This is a genomic window from Aestuariivirga litoralis (assembly GCF_003234965.1).
Taxonomy (GTDB): domain Bacteria; phylum Pseudomonadota; class Alphaproteobacteria; order Rhizobiales; family Aestuariivirgaceae; genus Aestuariivirga; species Aestuariivirga litoralis.
On record NZ_QKVK01000003.1, the window covers coordinates 235,990 to 254,100 of the forward strand.

General features: G+C 59.2%; 16 protein-coding genes. 6 read left to right on the forward strand and 10 right to left on the reverse strand.

The window, feature by feature from the left end; all coding sequences use genetic code 11:
* Positions 1-30 precede the first annotated feature (30 nt).
* Positions 31-768, forward strand: a complete 738-nt coding sequence (locus tag DK847_RS08385) for a phosphocholine cytidylyltransferase family protein (protein ID WP_146256076.1) — start codon at positions 31-33, stop codon at positions 766-768.
* 70 nt (positions 769-838) lie between these two features.
* Here the strand turns inward: DK847_RS08385 and DK847_RS08390 are convergent, their stop codons facing one another.
* Positions 839-2,488 (reverse strand): ATP-binding cassette domain-containing protein, encoded by a 1,650-nt coding sequence (locus DK847_RS08390; protein WP_111197702.1) that lies wholly within the window; start codon positions 2,486-2,488, stop codon positions 839-841.
* A gap of 143 nt (positions 2,489-2,631) precedes the next feature.
* Here DK847_RS08390 and DK847_RS08395 point away from each other — a divergent pair, with 143 nt between their 5' ends.
* The 5 genes from DK847_RS08395 (at position 2,632) to DK847_RS08415 (ending at position 8,051) form a co-directional block, all read left to right on the forward strand.
* The gene (locus tag DK847_RS08395) at positions 2,632-4,347 is read left to right on the forward strand and encodes a glucosamine inositolphosphorylceramide transferase family protein (protein WP_146256077.1); all 1,716 of its coding nucleotides are present in this window, start codon (positions 2,632-2,634) and stop codon (positions 4,345-4,347) included.
* A gap of 11 nt (positions 4,348-4,358) precedes the next feature.
* Complete coding sequence (locus DK847_RS08400) at positions 4,359-5,150, forward strand: hypothetical protein (protein ID WP_111197705.1); 792 nt, start codon at positions 4,359-4,361, stop codon at positions 5,148-5,150.
* Between the two features lie 104 nt (positions 5,151-5,254).
* Positions 5,255-6,343, forward strand: coding sequence for an inositol-3-phosphate synthase (locus DK847_RS08405; protein WP_204508281.1), 1,089 nt, complete (start codon positions 5,255-5,257; stop codon positions 6,341-6,343).
* Positions 6,344-6,351: 8 nt separating this feature from the next.
* On the forward strand, positions 6,352-7,158 hold the full coding sequence (locus DK847_RS08410; RefSeq protein WP_111197709.1) for an SDR family oxidoreductase: 807 nt from the start codon (positions 6,352-6,354) through the stop codon (positions 7,156-7,158).
* Positions 7,155-8,051 (forward strand): phosphatidate cytidylyltransferase, encoded by an 897-nt coding sequence (locus DK847_RS08415; protein ID WP_111197710.1) that lies wholly within the window; start codon positions 7,155-7,157, stop codon positions 8,049-8,051. The genes DK847_RS08410 and DK847_RS08415 overlap by 4 nt, the downstream gene beginning before the upstream one ends.
* A gap of 47 nt (positions 8,052-8,098) precedes the next feature.
* On the opposite strand, the gene DK847_RS08420 is transcribed toward DK847_RS08415, so the two are convergent.
* The 9 genes from DK847_RS08420 to DK847_RS08465 all read right to left on the reverse strand — a co-directional run bounded on the left by DK847_RS08420 (position 8,099) and on the right by DK847_RS08465 (position 18,073).
* Positions 8,099-8,479, reverse strand: coding sequence for a MaoC family dehydratase (locus DK847_RS08420; RefSeq protein WP_111197712.1), 381 nt, complete (start codon positions 8,477-8,479; stop codon positions 8,099-8,101).
* 369 nt (positions 8,480-8,848) lie between these two features.
* Positions 8,849-10,072: a beta-ketoacyl-[acyl-carrier-protein] synthase family protein gene (locus DK847_RS08430; RefSeq protein ID WP_111197715.1), complete on the reverse strand. Its 1,224-nt coding sequence runs from the start codon at positions 10,070-10,072 to the stop codon at positions 8,849-8,851.
* Positions 10,072-10,329, reverse strand: a complete 258-nt coding sequence (locus DK847_RS08435; protein WP_111197717.1) for a phosphopantetheine-binding protein — start codon at positions 10,327-10,329, stop codon at positions 10,072-10,074. The genes DK847_RS08430 and DK847_RS08435 overlap by 1 nt, the downstream gene beginning before the upstream one ends.
* A 69-nt stretch (positions 10,330-10,398) precedes the next feature.
* Positions 10,399-11,184: a lysophospholipid acyltransferase family protein gene (locus DK847_RS08440; RefSeq protein ID WP_111197718.1), complete on the reverse strand. Its 786-nt coding sequence runs from the start codon at positions 11,182-11,184 to the stop codon at positions 10,399-10,401.
* An 8-nt stretch (positions 11,185-11,192) separates the two neighbouring features.
* Complete coding sequence (locus DK847_RS08445; RefSeq protein ID WP_146256078.1) at positions 11,193-12,164, reverse strand: DUF707 domain-containing protein; 972 nt, start codon at positions 12,162-12,164, stop codon at positions 11,193-11,195.
* A 60-nt stretch (positions 12,165-12,224) separates the two neighbouring features.
* Positions 12,225-13,889, reverse strand: a complete 1,665-nt coding sequence (locus DK847_RS08450; RefSeq protein ID WP_146256079.1) for a rhamnosyltransferase WsaF family glycosyltransferase — start codon at positions 13,887-13,889, stop codon at positions 12,225-12,227.
* Between the two features lie 305 nt (positions 13,890-14,194).
* Positions 14,195-14,908, reverse strand: a complete 714-nt coding sequence (locus tag DK847_RS08455; protein WP_111197724.1) for a sulfotransferase family 2 domain-containing protein — start codon at positions 14,906-14,908, stop codon at positions 14,195-14,197.
* A 114-nt stretch (positions 14,909-15,022) separates the two neighbouring features.
* A complete protein-coding gene (locus DK847_RS08460) occupies positions 15,023-16,567 on the reverse strand; it encodes an alginate O-acetyltransferase AlgX-related protein (RefSeq protein ID WP_111197726.1) in 1,545 nt (514 codons plus the stop codon).
* Positions 16,568-16,573: 6 nt separating this feature from the next.
* Positions 16,574-18,073: an MBOAT family O-acyltransferase gene (locus DK847_RS08465; protein WP_111197727.1), complete on the reverse strand. Its 1,500-nt coding sequence runs from the start codon at positions 18,071-18,073 to the stop codon at positions 16,574-16,576.
* Positions 18,074-18,111 lie beyond the last annotated feature (38 nt).

An 18,111-nucleotide genomic window follows, 5' to 3' on the forward strand; every position in this document is an offset into this window, starting at 1 on the left:
GCGCAGCGCGCGCCAGCAACGGAACCTCACGTGGGCATTGAACAGGCACTGATTTTGGCGGCAGGGCGCGGCGTGCGCATGGGGCCGCGCGGGCAAAGCATTCCCAAGGGCTTCATCGAGGTGGGGGGCAGGACACTCGTGTCGCGTTCGCTGTCGCTGCTGGCGGCAGCCGGCATTCGCGACGTCACCATCGTCACCGGCCACCTGGCGGAAAACTATGCCGGGCTTGCACCCGTGCCTGGCCTCGCCGTCGCCACCCTGCATAATCCGCTTTTCGCGGAGAAGGGCAGTTTCGAGAGCCTGCGTGTCGGCCTTGGCGCCATGGGCGGTCCATTCCTGCTGCTTGAGTCGGACATCATCTACGAACCACGCGCCCTGGCCACCGTCCTCGAATCCGGTCACGACAGCGTCATCCTGACATCGGGCCCGACCGGCGCGGGCGACGAGGTCTATGTCTGGGCCGACGATCACCACGGCGTGGCGCGGTTCCGCGGCATGTCCAAGCAGCGCACGACCCACCCCGATGCGCCCTTCGGCGAACTCGTCGGCATCTCGAAGATTTCCGCAGCGCTGGCGCACTCGCTCTCGATCCATGCCGATGAAGCGAAGCCCGACAGCGACTATGAAAGTGCCGTGGTCAGGGCGGCGGGCGACACCCGCATCGCCTGCCTGCGCGTCGATGACCTGCTATGGGGCGAGATCGACGACGAGGCCATGCTGGCTCGCGTCGAGGCACATCTGTGGCCCCGCCTCGTTGCCCTTGGCTGACATCAAACACCGATCCTGAATCGTCGTCTCCTGCCCGGCGGGAGAGGAAGAGGCCCCGGCGCGTCCGCCGCTAGGACGCCGCTGCTTCGACGGAGGGCGTGCGTGGCAGCTCCGTCATCTGGCCGTTCTCGAAGGAGAACACCCGGTCGCAGCAGTCGAGCCAGGCGAGATCGTGGGTGGACACCACCAGCGTCTTGCCGCGCGCCTTCAGCGCGGGCAGCATCTTGCGGAAGAAATAGGTCCGACGGTCCGGGTCCTGGTCGGCGACGAACTCGTCGAGCACCAGCACGTTGCGGTCCTCGATCAAGGCCACCGCGAGGGCCAGCCGGCGCCGCTGCCCGGCAGAGAGATCGATGCGGGTGAAGGCATCGTTCTGGATGTCGGTGGCGCCATAGAGATGCACTGCTTTCAGCACCGCTTCGGCCTTTTCCCGCGCAATGCCCTCGATTCCGTAGAGCTGGCGGAACACGTGGAACTGCGTGAAGATGGCCGAGAACTGTGCGCGATAGAAGTCCATGTCCTCCGGCGCCAGCTCCTTGCCGTCGAGCGCGATGCTGCCGGCCGTGGGTTCGAGCAGCCCGGTGAGCACGTTCATGAACGTCGTCTTGCCGGATCCGTTGCTGCCGACGAGGAACACCACCTCGCCGCGCTTCAGCTCGAAGTTGATCGGCCCCAGCGTGAAGCTGCTGGCCTCGCGCGAATCATAGCGCGCCTCGACGCCCTTGAGCGTGATCCGGCTGAAGGCCGGCGCTTTCTCGACCGCAGGATATTGCGACGGCTTGTCGATTGCCCTTTCGACGTCTTCCAGTTCGCGTGACAGGTCATCGATGCGCAGGAAGGAGACAAGGGTTCCGATCACCGATGGATAGCTGGTGACGATCTGCTCGAAGGGCGTGAGCGAGAACAGCACCAGCGTCAGCAGCTGGAAGGTGACGACCGAATCGGTGCGCACCAGATAGGGCACGAGGAACACGATGCCGGCGAGCAGCAGGAACTTCAGTCCATGCACCGCCGACTCGCCGGTTTCGTAGATGCGGTTCACCTTGATCAGCAGCTGGCGCAGCCGCTCCAGCACGCGTGACAGGTCGCCGCTGAAGCTCTTCCGCCGCCCCTGATGCAGGCGCAGTTCGCGGAAGCCGCGCAGCATTTCGGACACGCGCTCGAAATAGGCGACTTCCAGGGCGCGGGCGTCGTCGTTGAGCTTCGCCATGGTCTTCTGCTGCAAGTGGTAGGACAGCGCTCCGCCCACCATCACCAGCACGGCGAAGAAGCCGGCGATCGCCGAGTAGTAGAAAACCTGCGGAATGGCGATCGACAGGAAGATCACCGCTGGCATCAGGTTCAGGAACGTGCTGGTGAAGCCCGCCACGCCGCTCACGTCGGTGGTGAGGATGTGGTAGATCGCCCCGTGTTCGCGCCGGTCGATGAAGCTGGGCTGCACGTTGAGCAGGCCGCCGATCAGCTTGAGCCGAACATTGTTGACGACCTGGGTGGTCACCACGGTGACCAGCACCTGATACAGGAAGGTTGAGGCGATGACCGTGATGAAGGTCACCGTAAACATCGGCAGCCAGTAGGAGATGGTCTGGTCCACCGGAGCGGCCGCGGCCTTGTTGACGACCATCATCACCCAGTCGCGTGACAGGCCGGCGATCAGCGCAAGAGCCATCACGAGATACTTCAGGCGCTGTGGCGCATGTGCCCACAGGAACTTCAGCATGGGTATGAAATGCTTGAAACTGCTGTTCACGGACGTGACTTGGCTCTGCTCTGCTCATCGCGGCCGGCAAGGCGGGGGGCCGCCTTGCCGTAGGCCGCGCCACTTGATAGACACACTCGGGGATTGTCACAATAGGAAGTATTTTGAGTGATCTTCCGGTAGCCAGCCGTATCACGACCGGAACCGCACCGCTGCAGCCGCTGATTGTCACGGCGGCGGACCACCGCTTTGCCCGCACGCTCATGCAGTTCCTGTTGTCCGCCGAGCGCCAGGGCGAGCACCGGCGCTGCCGCTGGGCTGTATATGACCTGGGACTTTCTGACGCGGACAGAGCCGAGCTGCGACAACGATTTGCGTGGGCATCGCTGAAAGCGTTTTCACCGGCCAACTACCCACCGCACGTGGCGGTGGCGAGCGGCAGCTATGCCTGGAAGCCCGTCATCATCGCGGACGCTGCGCAGTCCTGGGCGGGGCCGCTGTTCTGGTTCGACAGCGGCACGGTGCTGCGCCGCCCGCTCGATGCTGCGCTTTCCGAGCTGGCCCGTCAGGGCTTCTGGGGCCTGCGCAGCCAGATGCCATTGGCCCGGAAATGCGATCCGCGGGTGCTTGATGCGCTCGCCGTAGCGCCGGAGGTTCGCCATCTGCGGGAATACGCGGCCGGTGCCGTGGGCTTCGACTTACGCACGCCACTGGGCCGCCAGCTGGTGCAGGACTGGGCCCGTCATGCCCTTGTTCGTGATCACATCGTGCCCGAGGGCTACCCGCCTTTTCACAAGCATGATCAGGCGCTGCTGAATTGCCTCCTCGCCAAGGCGGCCTTTGAAGGCCGTTTCGAGCCGACAGATGAGGAGATCGACATCAGCTCGGCCTCACCCGTCAAGGACGTATCGACCCGCAATTTCGTCCCCGGCCACATGCCACTCGCAGCCGACCCCCTGCTCCGCGCCTGGCAGGCCACACACAAGGCAGCCGACCAGCTCTATCATCGCGCCCGCCGTTTTGACGACACCCGGCTGGACGGCCTGCGGCGGCGCTGGAAGGAGCATTTCTCCGTCCACATCAGGAATGTGGCTACCGGCCATGAGACCGTCCTCTCCGGCCCCGGCGGCAGCTATTACGCTGACCCCTTCCTCTGGCAGCGCGACGGCAGGACCTGGCTCTTCGTCGAGGAGTTCATCTATGCCCGCGACCAGGGTCGCCTTGCCGTACTGGAACTCGACGACCGGCTCCACGTCGCCACTGCCGAGCCCGTCCAATTCGTGCCCGGTTATGCGGCACTCGACTGCCATGCCTCCTTTCCATTCATCTTCGCTCATGGCGGCGAGACCTACATGATCCCCGAAACCCATGAGCGGCGAAGTGTCGATCTCTACGTCTGCGAGCACTGGCCGGCGCGCTGGCGGCTCGTGCGGCGTTTGCTGGGGGGCATCGATGCGGTTGACACCATGGCGCTGCATCACGCGGGCCGGTGGTACCTGATCACCTCTGTGGCAGGGGGGGGCCAGAACCGGCATCTCGAAATCCACCATGCGACCGACATGCTCACGGGTTGCTTCGAGCCGCATCCGGTCAACGTCCGGAACATCTACGGCGACAACGCAAATGGCACCGGACGCAACGCCGGATTCATCATTCAGCAACCCGATGGTGCATTGCTGCGCCTCATGCAGAGCAGTGCCCGATACTATGGCGAATCAGTCCAGCCGATGCGGATCACCATGCTCACGGAGTCGGACTTCAGCGAGGAACCTGTGAATTCAGTCGATTGTCTTTCCGGCATTGTCGCCGGCTTTCCAACCCACCATGTCAGCCGCTCCGCCGGCCTCCTCGCCTTCGACACGCGCGACCGTGTGCGCTGAGACAATTCCCGATGAATCTCAATAGCTTATGGATTGGCGGCACGTTACCACCCCTGCAGCGCCTCTGCCTTGCCTCCGCCGTGGCCACCGGCTGCCCCGTCCGCCTGTTCACCTATGAGGATGTGGATGGCATCCCCGAGGGTGTCGCCGTCGCCGATGCGCGCGAGGTGCTTGGCCTCGACAAGTTGATCCGCCATCGCAAGTCCGGCAGCGTGGCCTTGTTTTCTGATCGTTTTCGCTATGAAATCATTGGCTTGGAACTCGGCGCCTGGATCGATACCGACGTTCTGTTCCTGCAAGCGCCCGAGGCTGCGGGCGACTGTCTCGTGGGGTTGGAGGACAGCAAGCTCGTCGGCTCCTGCTTCATCTGGATCAAGCCGGGCCATCCGCTGATCGATGACCTGCGCCTCCACGCCGCTGACGAGTACCCCATCCCCGGCTGGTATCCCCTGTGGCGGCGAACATATCTCAAGTTACGGAAAGCCTTGGGGAAACCCGAGCACGTCAGCGACCACGACTGGGGCGTGATCGGTCCCAACCTGCTCACCTGGCTGTTGCAGCAGCGCGGCATGTTCGACGACGCCCGTCCCGTCACCTGGGTCTCGGGCCTGCCATGGGACGAACGCCACAACATCTGGGACGGCAGTTACGACTGGCGGCGGTGGATCAACTCCGATACGGTCGGAATTCACTTGTGGAACTATGGCTTGTCGCAGGAAGAGCGATATCGGAGACCAGAACCGGGAAGTCTTCTGCAGACGGTTGCGGACAAGTGCGGATTTCAATGGCCCACGACAAGCTGACAGGCCTTGTCCAAGGTGTTGTTCTGAACGGCTTGTCTTGCCGGGAATTTTGTGACAGTTGTCCGGATAACTTAAATTTGAATACTTTTTCGTGAGGGGTAACCTTGATTCGCACGGCTATCGTGGGTGTGGGCAATTGCGCCAGTTCACTCGTACAGGGCGTCTACTATTGCCGCGCTCAGGGCGCATCAGCGATCGGGGTACCATTTCCGAAGCTTGGGCCTTACGTTCCGGGCGACATCGAATTCGTCGCGGCCTTCGACATTGATGGCCGCAAGACGGGCCAGGATTTATCGGAGGCCGTGTTCGCAGCCCCCAATTGCACCACCGTTTTCCACCCCAGCCTGCCAAAGACGAATGTGACGGTGGGCCGCGGTCCCAATCTCGACGGAATGACTGCCTTTCTCGGCAACCAGGCGCCGCAGCGCAGCTTCGTGCCGAGCCCGGCACCGGAAATGTCCGCGGCGGAGGTTGTCTCCGCGATGAAGGCGGCGCGTACCGAGGTGGTCATCAGCTTCCTGCCCGTCGGCTCACAGCAGGCCAGCGAGTTCTATGCCACATGCGCTCTCGAGGCGGGTGCCGCCTATGTCAATGCCATTCCGGTCTTCCTCGCCAGCAATCCGGTCTGGGCCAGCGCATTCAAACAGCGCGGACTTCCCATCCTGGGCGACGACTTCAAGGCCCAGGTTGGGGCCACCATTGTTCACCGGACGCTGGCCCATCTGTTTGACATGCGCGGCGCTGTGCTGGACCGGTCCTATCAGCTGAATGTCGGTGGCAATACCGACTTCCTCAACATGATGGATCACAACAGGCTTCTCAGCAAACGCGAGTCGAAGACAGAAGCCGTGCAATCCGTGCTCGAAAGCAGGCTTTCGGACGACAATGTCCGGATCGGACCCTCCGACTATGTTCCCTGGCTCAACGACCAGAAGGTCGGATATGTGCGTCTCGAGGGTCGCCTTCTTGGTGGTGTTCCCATGAATATGGAAGTGCGGCTGTCGGTCGAAGATTCGCCCAATGCCGCCGCCATGGCGATGTCGGCCATCCGCTGCGCGAAGATTGCCCTTGACCGCAAACTGTCCGGTGCGATCTGGGAGGCCTCCGCCTTCCTGTTCAAGCATCCACCACGCCAGGTGCAGGATGACGAAGGCCAGCGTTTGCTTGTCGAGTTTGCCGAAGGAAGGCTCTGATCCCAGCGATGCCGGGACATGCGATCATCACGGGCGGAAGCAGCGGGATCGGCCTGGCAATCGCAAAATTGCTGTCGTCGCGCGGCGCCTCCGTTTCCCTGATAGCGCGCAATCGCGACAAGCTTGGGGCCGCTCGTGAGGTCCTTTTGTCTGCGGCTGATGGACGGGCCAAGGTTCAGACCTTTTCGGCGGATGTCAGGGACGCCGAGGAATTGCAACAGGCGATCGCCTCGGCCGTCGCGGCCTTCGGTACTCCAGACTGGGGAATATCGTCCGCCGGCATCGTGATCCCGGGCATGTTCGTGAAGCAGTCGTTGCGGGACCACGAGGACCAGTGGCGAACCAACTACCTTGGCTCCCTGCAATTCGCGCACTTCATTCTTCCGCACCTCGAAAAGTCTTCCAGACCAAGACTCGTGCTCATTGCCTCAGGTGCGGCCTTTGCGGGTCTCTATGGGTACAGTTCCTATGGTCCTGCAAAGTTCGCCGTGCGCGGACTTGCAGAGAGCCTGCGTGTGGAGCTGAAGCCCCGCAACGTGTCTGTTACCATAGCATTTCCAGGCGACACGGATACGCCGCAGCTGCGCTCCGAACTGAAGCTGCGACCGAAAGTGACGAGCGAGCTTGCGCGCGGCGGTGGCGTCATGAGTCCGGAAGCGGTCGCAAAAGGCATCATCAGCGCGGCAGAGCGAGGTGACTTTCAGGTCACTTTCGGTTGGCAGCTCAAAATGCTGGCTCGCACCCATAGTCTCATCGCCCCATTGCTCCGCGGCTATCAGGACTGGCTCATCAAGCGCTCTGGTGAGGATCCGTGACAGACCACCTGACCGTCGCCGCGCTTGCGCAGGCGATCGGATGGGCATTCGCCGTTGGCGCGCTGCTTCTGCTTGTTCTCACGGTGCTGCCGCAGACCCGAACGATCGCCCGCGGCCTGTGGCCCATCCTGGTCTCGGAGGCCGGGATCCTCGCCGCGGGGGTTCTGCCATGGTTCCTGCCCAGTTGGGCCCTGTTTACCCTTCTTGTGATCGTTGCTTCACGGATCGGGTTCGAGAGTGGAACCGTTCACGGGCTCATTGCCGCAAGACCCGTCCGCCTCATGTATTCGCTCCTGTTACCGGTCGCTTGTGTGATGGCTTGGTTCGGCGACTCAGCGCTTGTGCTGCCAGGTGCTGCGGCTCTCATGCTTGCGTCATTGCTTGCAATGAGCTTCTCCCGGCCTCGTTCCCTCGTAGGTGACCTTGCTAGATTCAGCATTTTTCCTTTGATTCCCTTCGCGGTGTTTTGCCATCTGGCAGGTCAGCCAGGCATGGCGTCCCTCATTGTTCTGGCCTTCTTTCTTGTCGAGACATTTGACAGTTTTTCGCTTCTTGGCGGCAAGCTGTTTGGCAAAACCTTGCTGGTGCCGCGCCTGAGCCCGCGCAAGACATGGGAAGGCCTTGCCACGGGAAGCGCAACCCTGTTCATGGCAGTCCTGGCGCTTGTGTCATGGCTCGGGCTACCGTTGCTCGAAATGTTGATGGGGGGAATGGTGGTGATTGCCTCGGCAATCACCGGTGATCTCCTTGGCTCCGCCGCCAAGCGTAGCGCCAGCGTGAAGGACTACCCGCCGGTCATGAAAGTCCAGGGAGGACTGCTCGACATCATCGACTCGTGGATCGTCGCCGGACCTTGCCTGGTCGGCTTCTACTTTCTCACAGCGGGTCAGTAGCCTGTGCTTGCTCGGGCCGGATCTTCGGATTGCCTGACGAGGCATTTCTAAGCGTTGGGTTCCAAGCCTGCTTCGGCAATGGCAACCAGCGTACCATCCGCAAGAGTGGCGAGAAGACGCAAGTGGAGCCGAGAGTCCGCCATATCGAGCTTGCGCGCCTTGAGAATCAGCGCGCTACCGACCGGCACCGGGCGAACGAAGCGAATCTGCAACGTGACTGTATGGTAGTCCCTGAGGCTCTCGAGAAGAGCCTCAAATCGGGCCGCAATGAACATTCCATGCAGGATCGGCTTCTCGAGACCGGCATCACGCGCATGGCTGGGCGAGAAGTGGATTGGGTTTTCATCTCCCGATGCGCGCGCAAAGGCCAAGACCTGTTCCGTGGTGACAACGCCTGTTTGCTGAGGCTCCGGGATCTCACTGGTCATCGGAGCAACGCTCCACAAACCAAATGTCGGATGACGTCTGGAGACAGAGAAGACCCGCCTTATCTCTCAGGCACTGCTCGAGACGAAGGCGGTTCACGTCGACCGGCACGAGTTCAATCTCACAGCGATAGTCGACGTCCAGTTGGAGGGGATGTATCGCGTGGCTATCCTGCCCGGCATGGAGGGGATAGCGGCCTCTGGCGAATTTGCCGATTGCATCGACAACCTGGCCTGCTGTGGCCGCGCGGAATGCCATACTGACAAGCGGTGCGTCTCCGCTAAGGCCAAGTGCTGCACGATAGCTGCGGGCCTCTTTCGGAGTAATCCGGAATGGGAATGCAGGAAGACTCACGCTGGGCGGCATCGCTGTCACTGAGCAGAGGCCTTGCGCACGATGAGGCTCGCATTGATCCCGCCAAAGGCAAACGAGTTTGACATCGCGGCCGATATAGAAACGGGCCGCGCCAAGTTCGGCACCGGATCACGAAGGCAGTCACGATCCGGGCCTTGCCAGTTTATCGTTGGGGGAGCCACGTCGGCTTGGGTGGCCTTGACGGTGACAACAAGCTCGAGAGCCCCGGCCGCACCAAGCGTGTGTCCGTGTATGGGTTTCGTGGAGGATACTGAAAGCCTGTCCACTCCAGAACCGAACACCCGGAGGAGAGCCTCGCTCTCAGACCGGTCATTGAGAATCGTGCCAGTTCCATGTGCATTGACGTAATCGATGTCGTCCGCCTCCAGGCCGGCATCGGCAATAGCCAACTGCATGGCCGTTGCTGCGCCTGTTGCATCTGGCCGCACGATATCGCCAGCATCACTCGTACTGCCAAAGCCGGCGAGTTCCACATGCGGCCGGGCTCCGCGTTCCCGTGCTGACTGCTCGGTCTCGAGCATCAGCATCGCGGCGCCTTCGCCGAGGACCATTCCGTCACGTCCGGCCGAGAACGGCCGGCAATCGCGGAGTGTCATGACACGGAGTGTCTCCCATGCCCGAAAGGTTGCAGGGGTGATGAGGCACTCACTTCCGCCGACCAGGGCCCGATCGGCCAATCCCTGGCGCAGCAGCATCAACCCCAGGCCGATGGCCTGGCTGGAGGAGGAGCATGCACTCGACACCGCAAGGGACATGCCTTTGGCACCGAACGCCATCGACAGGTGGGAGGCGGCCGCGTTTGGCATCACCTTCGGAATGGTCATCGGGTCAGTGCGCTCGTGCGACTGATAGAATTTGTAGTGCTCGATGTCTGACGTCGTGGCGCCACCAATGCCGCTGCCAACAAGAACCGCAGCCCTTGTGCCGAGGGGTGTTGATGCGGGCCACCCTGCATCGGCCAACGCTTCCCGGGCGGCCACAAGCGCCATTTGTGCAAACCGATCTGTCGACCTGATCGTCTCGGCGGGCAGCAGAGTAGCGGCATCGAAATCCGGCAGGTGCGCAGCCCGCTTCACTTGCTGATTGGAGGTGCGGGGCAGGGCCAGTACCCGCACGCCGGTTCTGCCCTCGCGCGTGGCATCCCACAGTGAATTCACCCCTAGTCCCAGGGCGGTGACGGCACCCATGCCGGTGATGAAAACGCGCGGCCTCGATCCCATCAGGAGCGCTGCTTCTCCAGATGTGGCCGCAACGCCACGACGAAGTCTCCGACCGTTCGCGCGTCAGAGAGGGAACTGTCCACCGGTATGTAGGCTCCGAACTCTTCCTCGACTGCCATCAGGATGACAATGACGTCAGCGGACGCGATCCCGAGGCTGTCAAGGGTGGCGTCAGGGGTGAGCTTGGCCTTGTCGATCAACCCTTCACGCGCCACGATCGCGAGAAGCCGATCCTCGATATGGTCAGATGCAGTCATGCGACGCGGAACGCCCACCCATGGAAATATCTTGCGTTGTGGCAATCTAGAAAGATGAGGCCCTACTGTCTATACATCTTTGCCAGATTGGCCTCCCCGCAGATTTCGTGCCGGTAGCTCGAAAAGGGAGGCCGTCCCCTCCTCGATGACGTGTTCCAGGCGTCGAACAAACATGTCCCGACGCAGCCCGGGCTCGATTGGGGGAAGAAATGCGATTACGGCATGACCCGGAGACGGCAGGACGGTTCCCGCCGGCCACTGGCGCCCGGAATTGACCGCAACGGGCCAGCAGGGAGCCTTCAACGCGGAATACAGCAACCCCACGCCCGCCTTGTAGTCCGGCGGAGCCCCCACCTGGCGACGTGAACCTTCCGGAAAGATGACGACTGGCCGGCCTGCGTGATGTGCTGCTTGGGCCGCGGAGAGCAGCGAGCGTGCAGCATCAAGGTCTCCGGAGCGGTCAACACCAATATGTCCCATCTTGCGGAGTATGCTGCCGATGATGGGAAGGGCCAGCAACTCGCTTTTCAGAATGATGGCCGGATCACCGAGCGCGTGCTGTAGCACAAGCGTTTCCAGAGCCGACTGGTGTTTGGCGGCGATGAGCGTGGGGCCGCACGACCGTGCGCTTAGCCCCCTCACCTCGAAGCTCAGTCCCGTCACAACACGCAATAGGCGGAGAATGACTCCGAGATAGGAATTGACAATGGCGACAACGTAACGTCGGGGCAGCATGAGGGCGGGAAGGAGGACCATATAGACCATGGTCACCGTGGACATGCACAGCCAGAAGCCGGCATGACGAAGCTGGCGGATCAAGGGACTGGGACGAGCGGCCGGATCAAGGAGGTCCATTGTCGGGTCTAGTTGATAAAGCCCAAGAGACCCTCCTCCGCACCCAGGGATCTGACCGCCTTTTCCTTCTCCGGCTCTGGCCGGCACGACTGCATTTTTGCAATTCCCATTGTGATATCAATGATGAGCTGTCTGTCGGTATGAGACTCGATTGCGGGTAGCGGCACGGAACACAGGCTGCCCGAACCTGGTTGACCAAACAACCGCCTCTTCCAGAAATATCCGCGGCGGCTGTGAGCGTGTTCACGCTGGATGCCGTAGCGGGCAAGAAGCTGCCGCTCCTCCTCGTCAAGATCAACACCGATCGACTTGAGGTATGTATAGAACCGCCCGGTTTCGTGATCTACCTTTTCGCGATGGCGCATTTGGAAAGCATCGACGACTCCGATCGACGCATCTTGAAGGAGTCGGGGCCAGACCAGATCGAGACCATAGCCTGATATCGATTGGCTGAAGGTGGGGATCAAGGCGTAGAGGGCCTTCTGGCTGATATATGGTGCCATCACTTCGACAAACGACGATTCCCTGTAGATGTAACCGGGTTGCTGAAGAGTCATCTTCCAGTAGGCACCCGAATCTCGCGTCAATGCGGGCTGCGCCAACTGTAGCCCGACGGCGTCGACGAAGGCCAAGAACTGACTTAGCCGCGAAGCGTCAAACTCCACATCACCATCCAGAAACAGATAGCCGTCGTAGGCCTGCAAGAGGCCACGATCCCGCAGAAAGAGCTCCGCTGCATGAAATTTGCTGAGCCCCCCCGTCATCACGAACTCCGCCTGCGACAAGAGAGACTCATTCTTGCCGGGCGGCGCATAAAGCCGGAGGGCAAGGTCGAAGTTGCGCTGCTCTGGTGTCAGGCTGAGGAGTGACGACGCCACATCTTCGCGTAGCACCACAAAGACCAGAAAACGCCGACGACCTGTACGGCTATCTGAAAGGATCTTGAGAGTCCTGTCGTTGCGCCACTGCCCGACAGTCACGACAAGTCCCCGCTTCGCACGCGCTCAGTCCACGAAGGGGAGTTGGCGGACGCGCATCCGTTAGTCGGCGTGGCTCGGCACCATGCCGACGGGCCGCAATATCTGCTCGATGGATGTGGGGTTGAATACATTTCCCCAACTGCTGGCTATTGGACGGTAGGCATTCTGGTATCTCTGATCGAAGGCGGGGATGCGTTCCACTGCTCGTTCAATAGCATGTTTCAGGCCATCGATGTTTGTGGGTGTCGTTTCAAAATTGGCCGAAATGCTCTTGAGGAATTCAGGCGACCGATTCTCGAAAGTATTGGTTACGACAAGCGCGCCCGTGGTTGCAAACTCAAACGGAACCACACTGGGGTGGGGCGCGTACATCAGGCTGATGCCAAGATCGATGGAACTGACAAAATTGAAGTAATCGATTTCGCTCATCTTAGGTATGAATTCAAGCTGATGCCCGCGACCCAGTGCAACAGGTGGGTGCTGCTTGAGGCTGCCCAAGCCGATAAATCGCCACTTGGAATCGAAATGGCCCGCTGCACAGAGGTCACGCAAGGCAATTTCGATCAGCTCATAGAGGTTTCGCGCCGCATGTCCTTCAGGCCGAGCATAGACGGCGCATGTCCGAACCTTCCTCTTCGCCATCTCCTCTGGTCTGGCGAGGGGGCAGGGCGTGATCAGATGCTCGAAGACTGCATAGTCCTTCCCCTCCGCCGGCATCTCGTCACGGCCAAACAGACCGATCCGGTGCTGCTTGAAGTAATCCACCAGAATGCTGGAGTTGAAAATGGGATAGCTGGGAAGATCATATGCGGCTGCACTCAGCGCATAGTGAGATCCGAAGCTGTGGAAGATCGGCTCGTACTCCTGGTGAAATCCGATGAACCTCGGCTCATCCGTCAGGGCTGCAATTTGGGTCGCGAAGTAGGCATCCCATGTTGAATAGGCCACGACACGATCATGTGGGCCGACACGAATCGACGCGTGGTCATCGAGCGACTTGACGTCGACATCCTCGAAAAGCGCGTAGTCTGCCTTCCCACGCGCGCGCCACTGAAAATAGTCCTTGTTTGCCGTCCGCTCTCCAGTGGTGATGACTTTGATTTGGAATTCGTTTGCAAAACTTGCCTTGACGGCCCTCAGGAACTCGAAGAATGCACGATAGCCGCCGAACAGAATGTCCGGGTTGAAGTGTGGCATGAGTATCCACAACGTCTTGCTGCCCGGCGCGCCGGTCTGAAGATCCAGTCTGCGCGTACGTGCCCGCAGATCCTCTATGTTGTTCCTCAAGCTCGGAGCCGTGACGCCTGGCAGTGAAAACTCGAGTGCCTTGTCCAACTCAAACCGCGGCATCCGTCCTTCACGCTGGCCGGCGATGAGATAGTGATAGAAACCACAAGGAAGTTTTCCGGCTTCAACGACCTCCCTTACGTCGCTGTAGCGTGAGAGATACCATTCTTCTGAAAAGTTTGGGTTGGGAGAAGCTCGTGAGGTCCTAACCGTTGCCAGATAGTGGGCATAGGCGTTCGTCGAAGACACTTTCGGGTCTCCGTCGAGATAGTTCTTGATGTAGAACTGAGCATCGAAACCAAACGACATCTGCACGATGGGAGAATTCACATCGACGCCAGAGTGAGTTGCGGAGGAGGTACCCCCGGCCATGTTTCGGCCCAGCAATCGGTTGATGCCCAGAACTCTCCGCCATGATCCATCAGCTACAGCACTCATATTGCGTCTCACAACCTAGGGAGTTGGGAAGGAAGAAGTCTTCAGATAATCGAAAAAACGTTTTTAGTCATCATAATCTTTACAAGCCCGGTCCAGTCATGAGCGGGGAAAGCGAAACCTATCGGACATCGCGCCACCAGACGTTCTTTCCTGGCGGCGTCAACTCCCTGCACCATGAAACGTCACCTCCTGCGTGACGATGTGGAAGGAACAGGGGACGACATACTGAAGGTCTCAGGTAGGCCCAGGCGCGAGGCAATCAAAAATTGTACCGTGCACAGGAGTTCACCTGCACACGGAAGGCATCAGCCCAGGTGAATGCGTGCTTGCTCCTTGAAGAGTTCTACAGATCTTCTGTAGACTTCTACATCGAGTGGGGCTCGAAGATAGATTTCGCTTCGCGTCTTTTCGTCGAACTCGATGATCTTCTTCCGCTGCTTGTGACTGTTAGTGACAGGCAGTCTGATTGGGCTGCCAAAGTGCTTCGCAAGATCCAGGTCTCGCATTTTGGCTTGGAGGAGGCGGAGCGACACGGGCAAGGCTTCAGTGATGAGGATCAAGTCGTATTTTTCGATCTCCAGTCCTTCGAGGTGTCGAAACATTGCTCCACCAACACCCGTGATAGATGCAAAGTCCACCACGGACATGCGACCCTCCACGATGTCCTTGTGGAACAGTGCCTCGCTGCTGTTCTCATTCAACTCATGCAAGTACTGGCTGATGATGCGGTCGACGGGATGGCGAACACACGAGATATACTGCGCATCTGGAAAGAGATCGAGGTGGCGCCTGACGTTGCAGTGTCCGTGGATGCCACGAAAGAAACTCGAAATGAAGTCTCGCCCCGCGCGAATCCGCGGATCGCAGCTGGCATAAGCATCGAATGGTGCGTAATCCATTAGAACGCGGTAGTTGAACGCTTGGTTCAAGACCTGCCCCAAGGTCGTCCCGCCGGTCTTAGGAATGTGTATTGAAACAAAGAAGTTCGGAGGGGCGGCGTTTGCGCTTTCAATTGACATTCGATTCCTCGGCCCATTGTGCTCCGCACCCCAAATATGGGACTCGCGGATGAGATTGATTCACTCTAGTAAAGCATATCGCTTCAATCGATCCCGCAATTCAACGCACACTCTTCAGTTGCATACCTCGCTATGAGGCGAGACGGCCACAAGAACGGGTGGGGCGAGATCGAATTTTGAGCATACGGCAGGACTATCGACGTCTACCCGCAACTTCGTCAATCTTTCTCCGGCCAGCCCCGAGTCAAGGAGGTGGAGTGGATAGAGAGGCTTGGAGGGATCATAGGTCAGCCTGATGCTTCTGGCCTCGTTGAAACCGGCCGCCATGTTCGTTGCCCAGAACATCTGAAGTTGTACCGGCTGTGACTGGCTTTGACAGTTCAGATCAATCTTTACATGGGTCTTATCGGACCCAGCAGTGCCATTAGGAAGATCAAAGACTAAGGAAGGATCAGGCCCGCTGATGGCAAAGCCGGAGTTCTGGTCAGATACGACAACGTCGTGGACTGAGTGCAGGGTTGCAGCAATAGGCTTGTCGGTTTCCTTGGCATGGCCATTCACGCCGGGAAGGATCAGCGGCTTTGAGAATGCCTCATTTCGAGCATCGCGCTCAACTACGGTTACAAACACATAGTCGGGCTTGAACCCGTCCACGAGTTCCTTGAGAACCTCCGGCTTCATCCCCTCGGACCAATGCAACTGCAAAATGTCGCTGAAGGTCTGGCTCATGTAGGGAGACATGTTAGTACCGAAGGAGTCCCGCAGCCATAACACCCTGCGCTGGTTGAGCGCGTCCGGCGAGCGCACAAGGATCGGGGTGCTCCAGCGCGGCACAGGTTGATTCGGCCCCGATAGAAGAGGTTTACCTGAGCGCCAATCAATCTGTGTGATGCGCAATGCGCGGATCGGAGGAGAGGGCAATTCCTCCCACTCTGAATAATCTCGTTGCAAGTTGAGGAAGGCAGCCAGGTCCCCCGCAGATCTAGCTTGCCTGCCACTAGCCAAGTAACTTTCGGGAGATGGCCAGCGTATATCCGGCAAGTCACGGGCGGTCTGCTCCGCGAAAGTCCGAAACGCAACTCCGGCACCAAGGCGGTTCCAGTGACTATCGGTGGGATAGTAGAGTGGCACATGGCTCTGCTTTGCTGCGTCCGCTAGCGCTTGCCTTACATCCACATACTGCGGACCCAATTCACCCATGAATGTATCGGCTACTGACGGCGACGGAGCTTTCATCCATGAGGGTGCTTTCTCGGCATATATCTCGCTCTTGTTGGGGCCTACGATGATTTTGTAGGCTTTGATGCCAGCCTGGCAGAGTGCGTATTGCCATTCGCGCGCCGTTCTTGAGATTTCCATGCCGCGCTCTCTATCGGCCTCGTCAGGTATCCGCCGTTGCTCGGACACTCCTCTGGCATAGGCATCACCCAGAAAGAACCATCCATTCCTACCGACGATCACGTTTGATGGGTCGACGCTGATTCCAAGCGGGACAAGCACATCCGATAGCAGTCGACGACCAAAGTCCACGTTGTAAAGGGCCGCAGGGTCGGTCCAGTCAAAGGTCGATGCTCGATCTGACCAGAAGAGGTTGAAGCTCGGGATGACGAGCAAGCTGGATGCCACCAGTAAGAGCAGGCCGATGATATGTTTTTTCATGTCAGCTCAGAAGTTGAAGTAGAGGAATACGGTGCTCGTCTTGGCAAGCGAGAAGTGCAGCCCAACGATGCCAAGGATTACCCCCATCCAGTAGTAGCGCATCGTCGATTTTGTGCTCAGCAGCTCCATGCTGTTTCTCGCGGGTAACAGCAACAGCGCGGCAATGACAAGCAACAGAAATGGGAGTTGCCCAATGAGCTGTGGCGGCAGGACCAGACCCAGCCTGTCGGCCAGAGTCCCGGCCCAGGCAAGGTCTGCGGTCGGTACCTGATTCATGGGTACTGGAAGGGCGGAGTGAATATCTCCCATGCCCTGTAGCACCCTGCTCGCGCTGTCGAGAGACTCGGCACGGAAGAAGACCCATGCAAAGTTCACGAACAAGAATGTCGTTGCCCATGCAAGCGGTCGGGGCAGAGATACACCCGTCGAAGTCCAGAGCCGATGGATGATGGTCGCCCCACCATGCAGAGCTCCCCAGATGACGAACATCCAAGTCGCGCCGTGCCAGAAGCCGCCCAGCAGAAAAGTGATGAAGAGGTTCGTAAACGTTCGCAGAAGAGATCCCTTGCTGCCCCCAAGGGGAATGTAAATGTAGTCACGGAGGAATGCACTGAGCGTCATGTGCCAGCGCCGCCAGAAGTCCTGAATGCTCGTCGCCTTGTAGGGAGAGTTGAAGTTGTCTGGAAGCCGTATGTTGAACAGCAAGGAAGCGCCAATTGCCATGTCGCAGTAGCCGCTGAAATCGAAGTATAGCTGAAGCGTATAGGACAAACTGGCTGTCCAGGCTTCGTAGAAATTGAGAGCGTGCGTAGCTTCGAAGCCTCGGTCCGCTCCGATTGCAAGCGTATCCGCAAGCACGGCCTTCTTGAAAAGGCCCAACCCAAAGAGCCCGAGTCCGAACAGAATGTTGTGGGCATTCGGCGCGATGTTCGCCTTGTCATTGAACTGCGGCATGATCTGATTGTGCTGAACAATGGGTCCGGCAATCAGATGCGGAAAATAGGTCACGAAAAGTGAGTAATTGAGCAGATTGTACTGCGATGTCGTACCTCGATAACTGTCGACGAGATAGACAATCTGCGTGAAAGTGAAAAAGCTGATCGCGAGCGGCAAAACAATGCCCTGAAGGCTGAACCCGGTTCCGAAGACCACATTCGTGTTCAAAATGAAGAAGTCTGTATACTTAAAGTACCCGAGGAGAAGCAGGTTCGCTGCAATCCCGATGAGCAGGACGGTCTCGCGGTGGGACTGGTGCCACGCCGGCTTGGGTGACTCGCCCAGTGCTTGATGACTAAGCGATAGGCCTGTTCCAATTGCATAGTTAACAACGATGGAGGCGAGGATCAGCGGCAGATATCTCACATCCCAATAGGAATAGAAAAAGAGACTCGCAATCACGAGCCATGCCTTGCCGGCAGAGACCCACTGCTGCCTGTTCAAGAGAAAGTAGATACATGCGACAATTGGCAAGAAAAGAATGATGAATTGCCATGAGCTGAAAAGCATAAGGGGGCCGTTTGCATTGGAATTGAATGGGGTTCGGA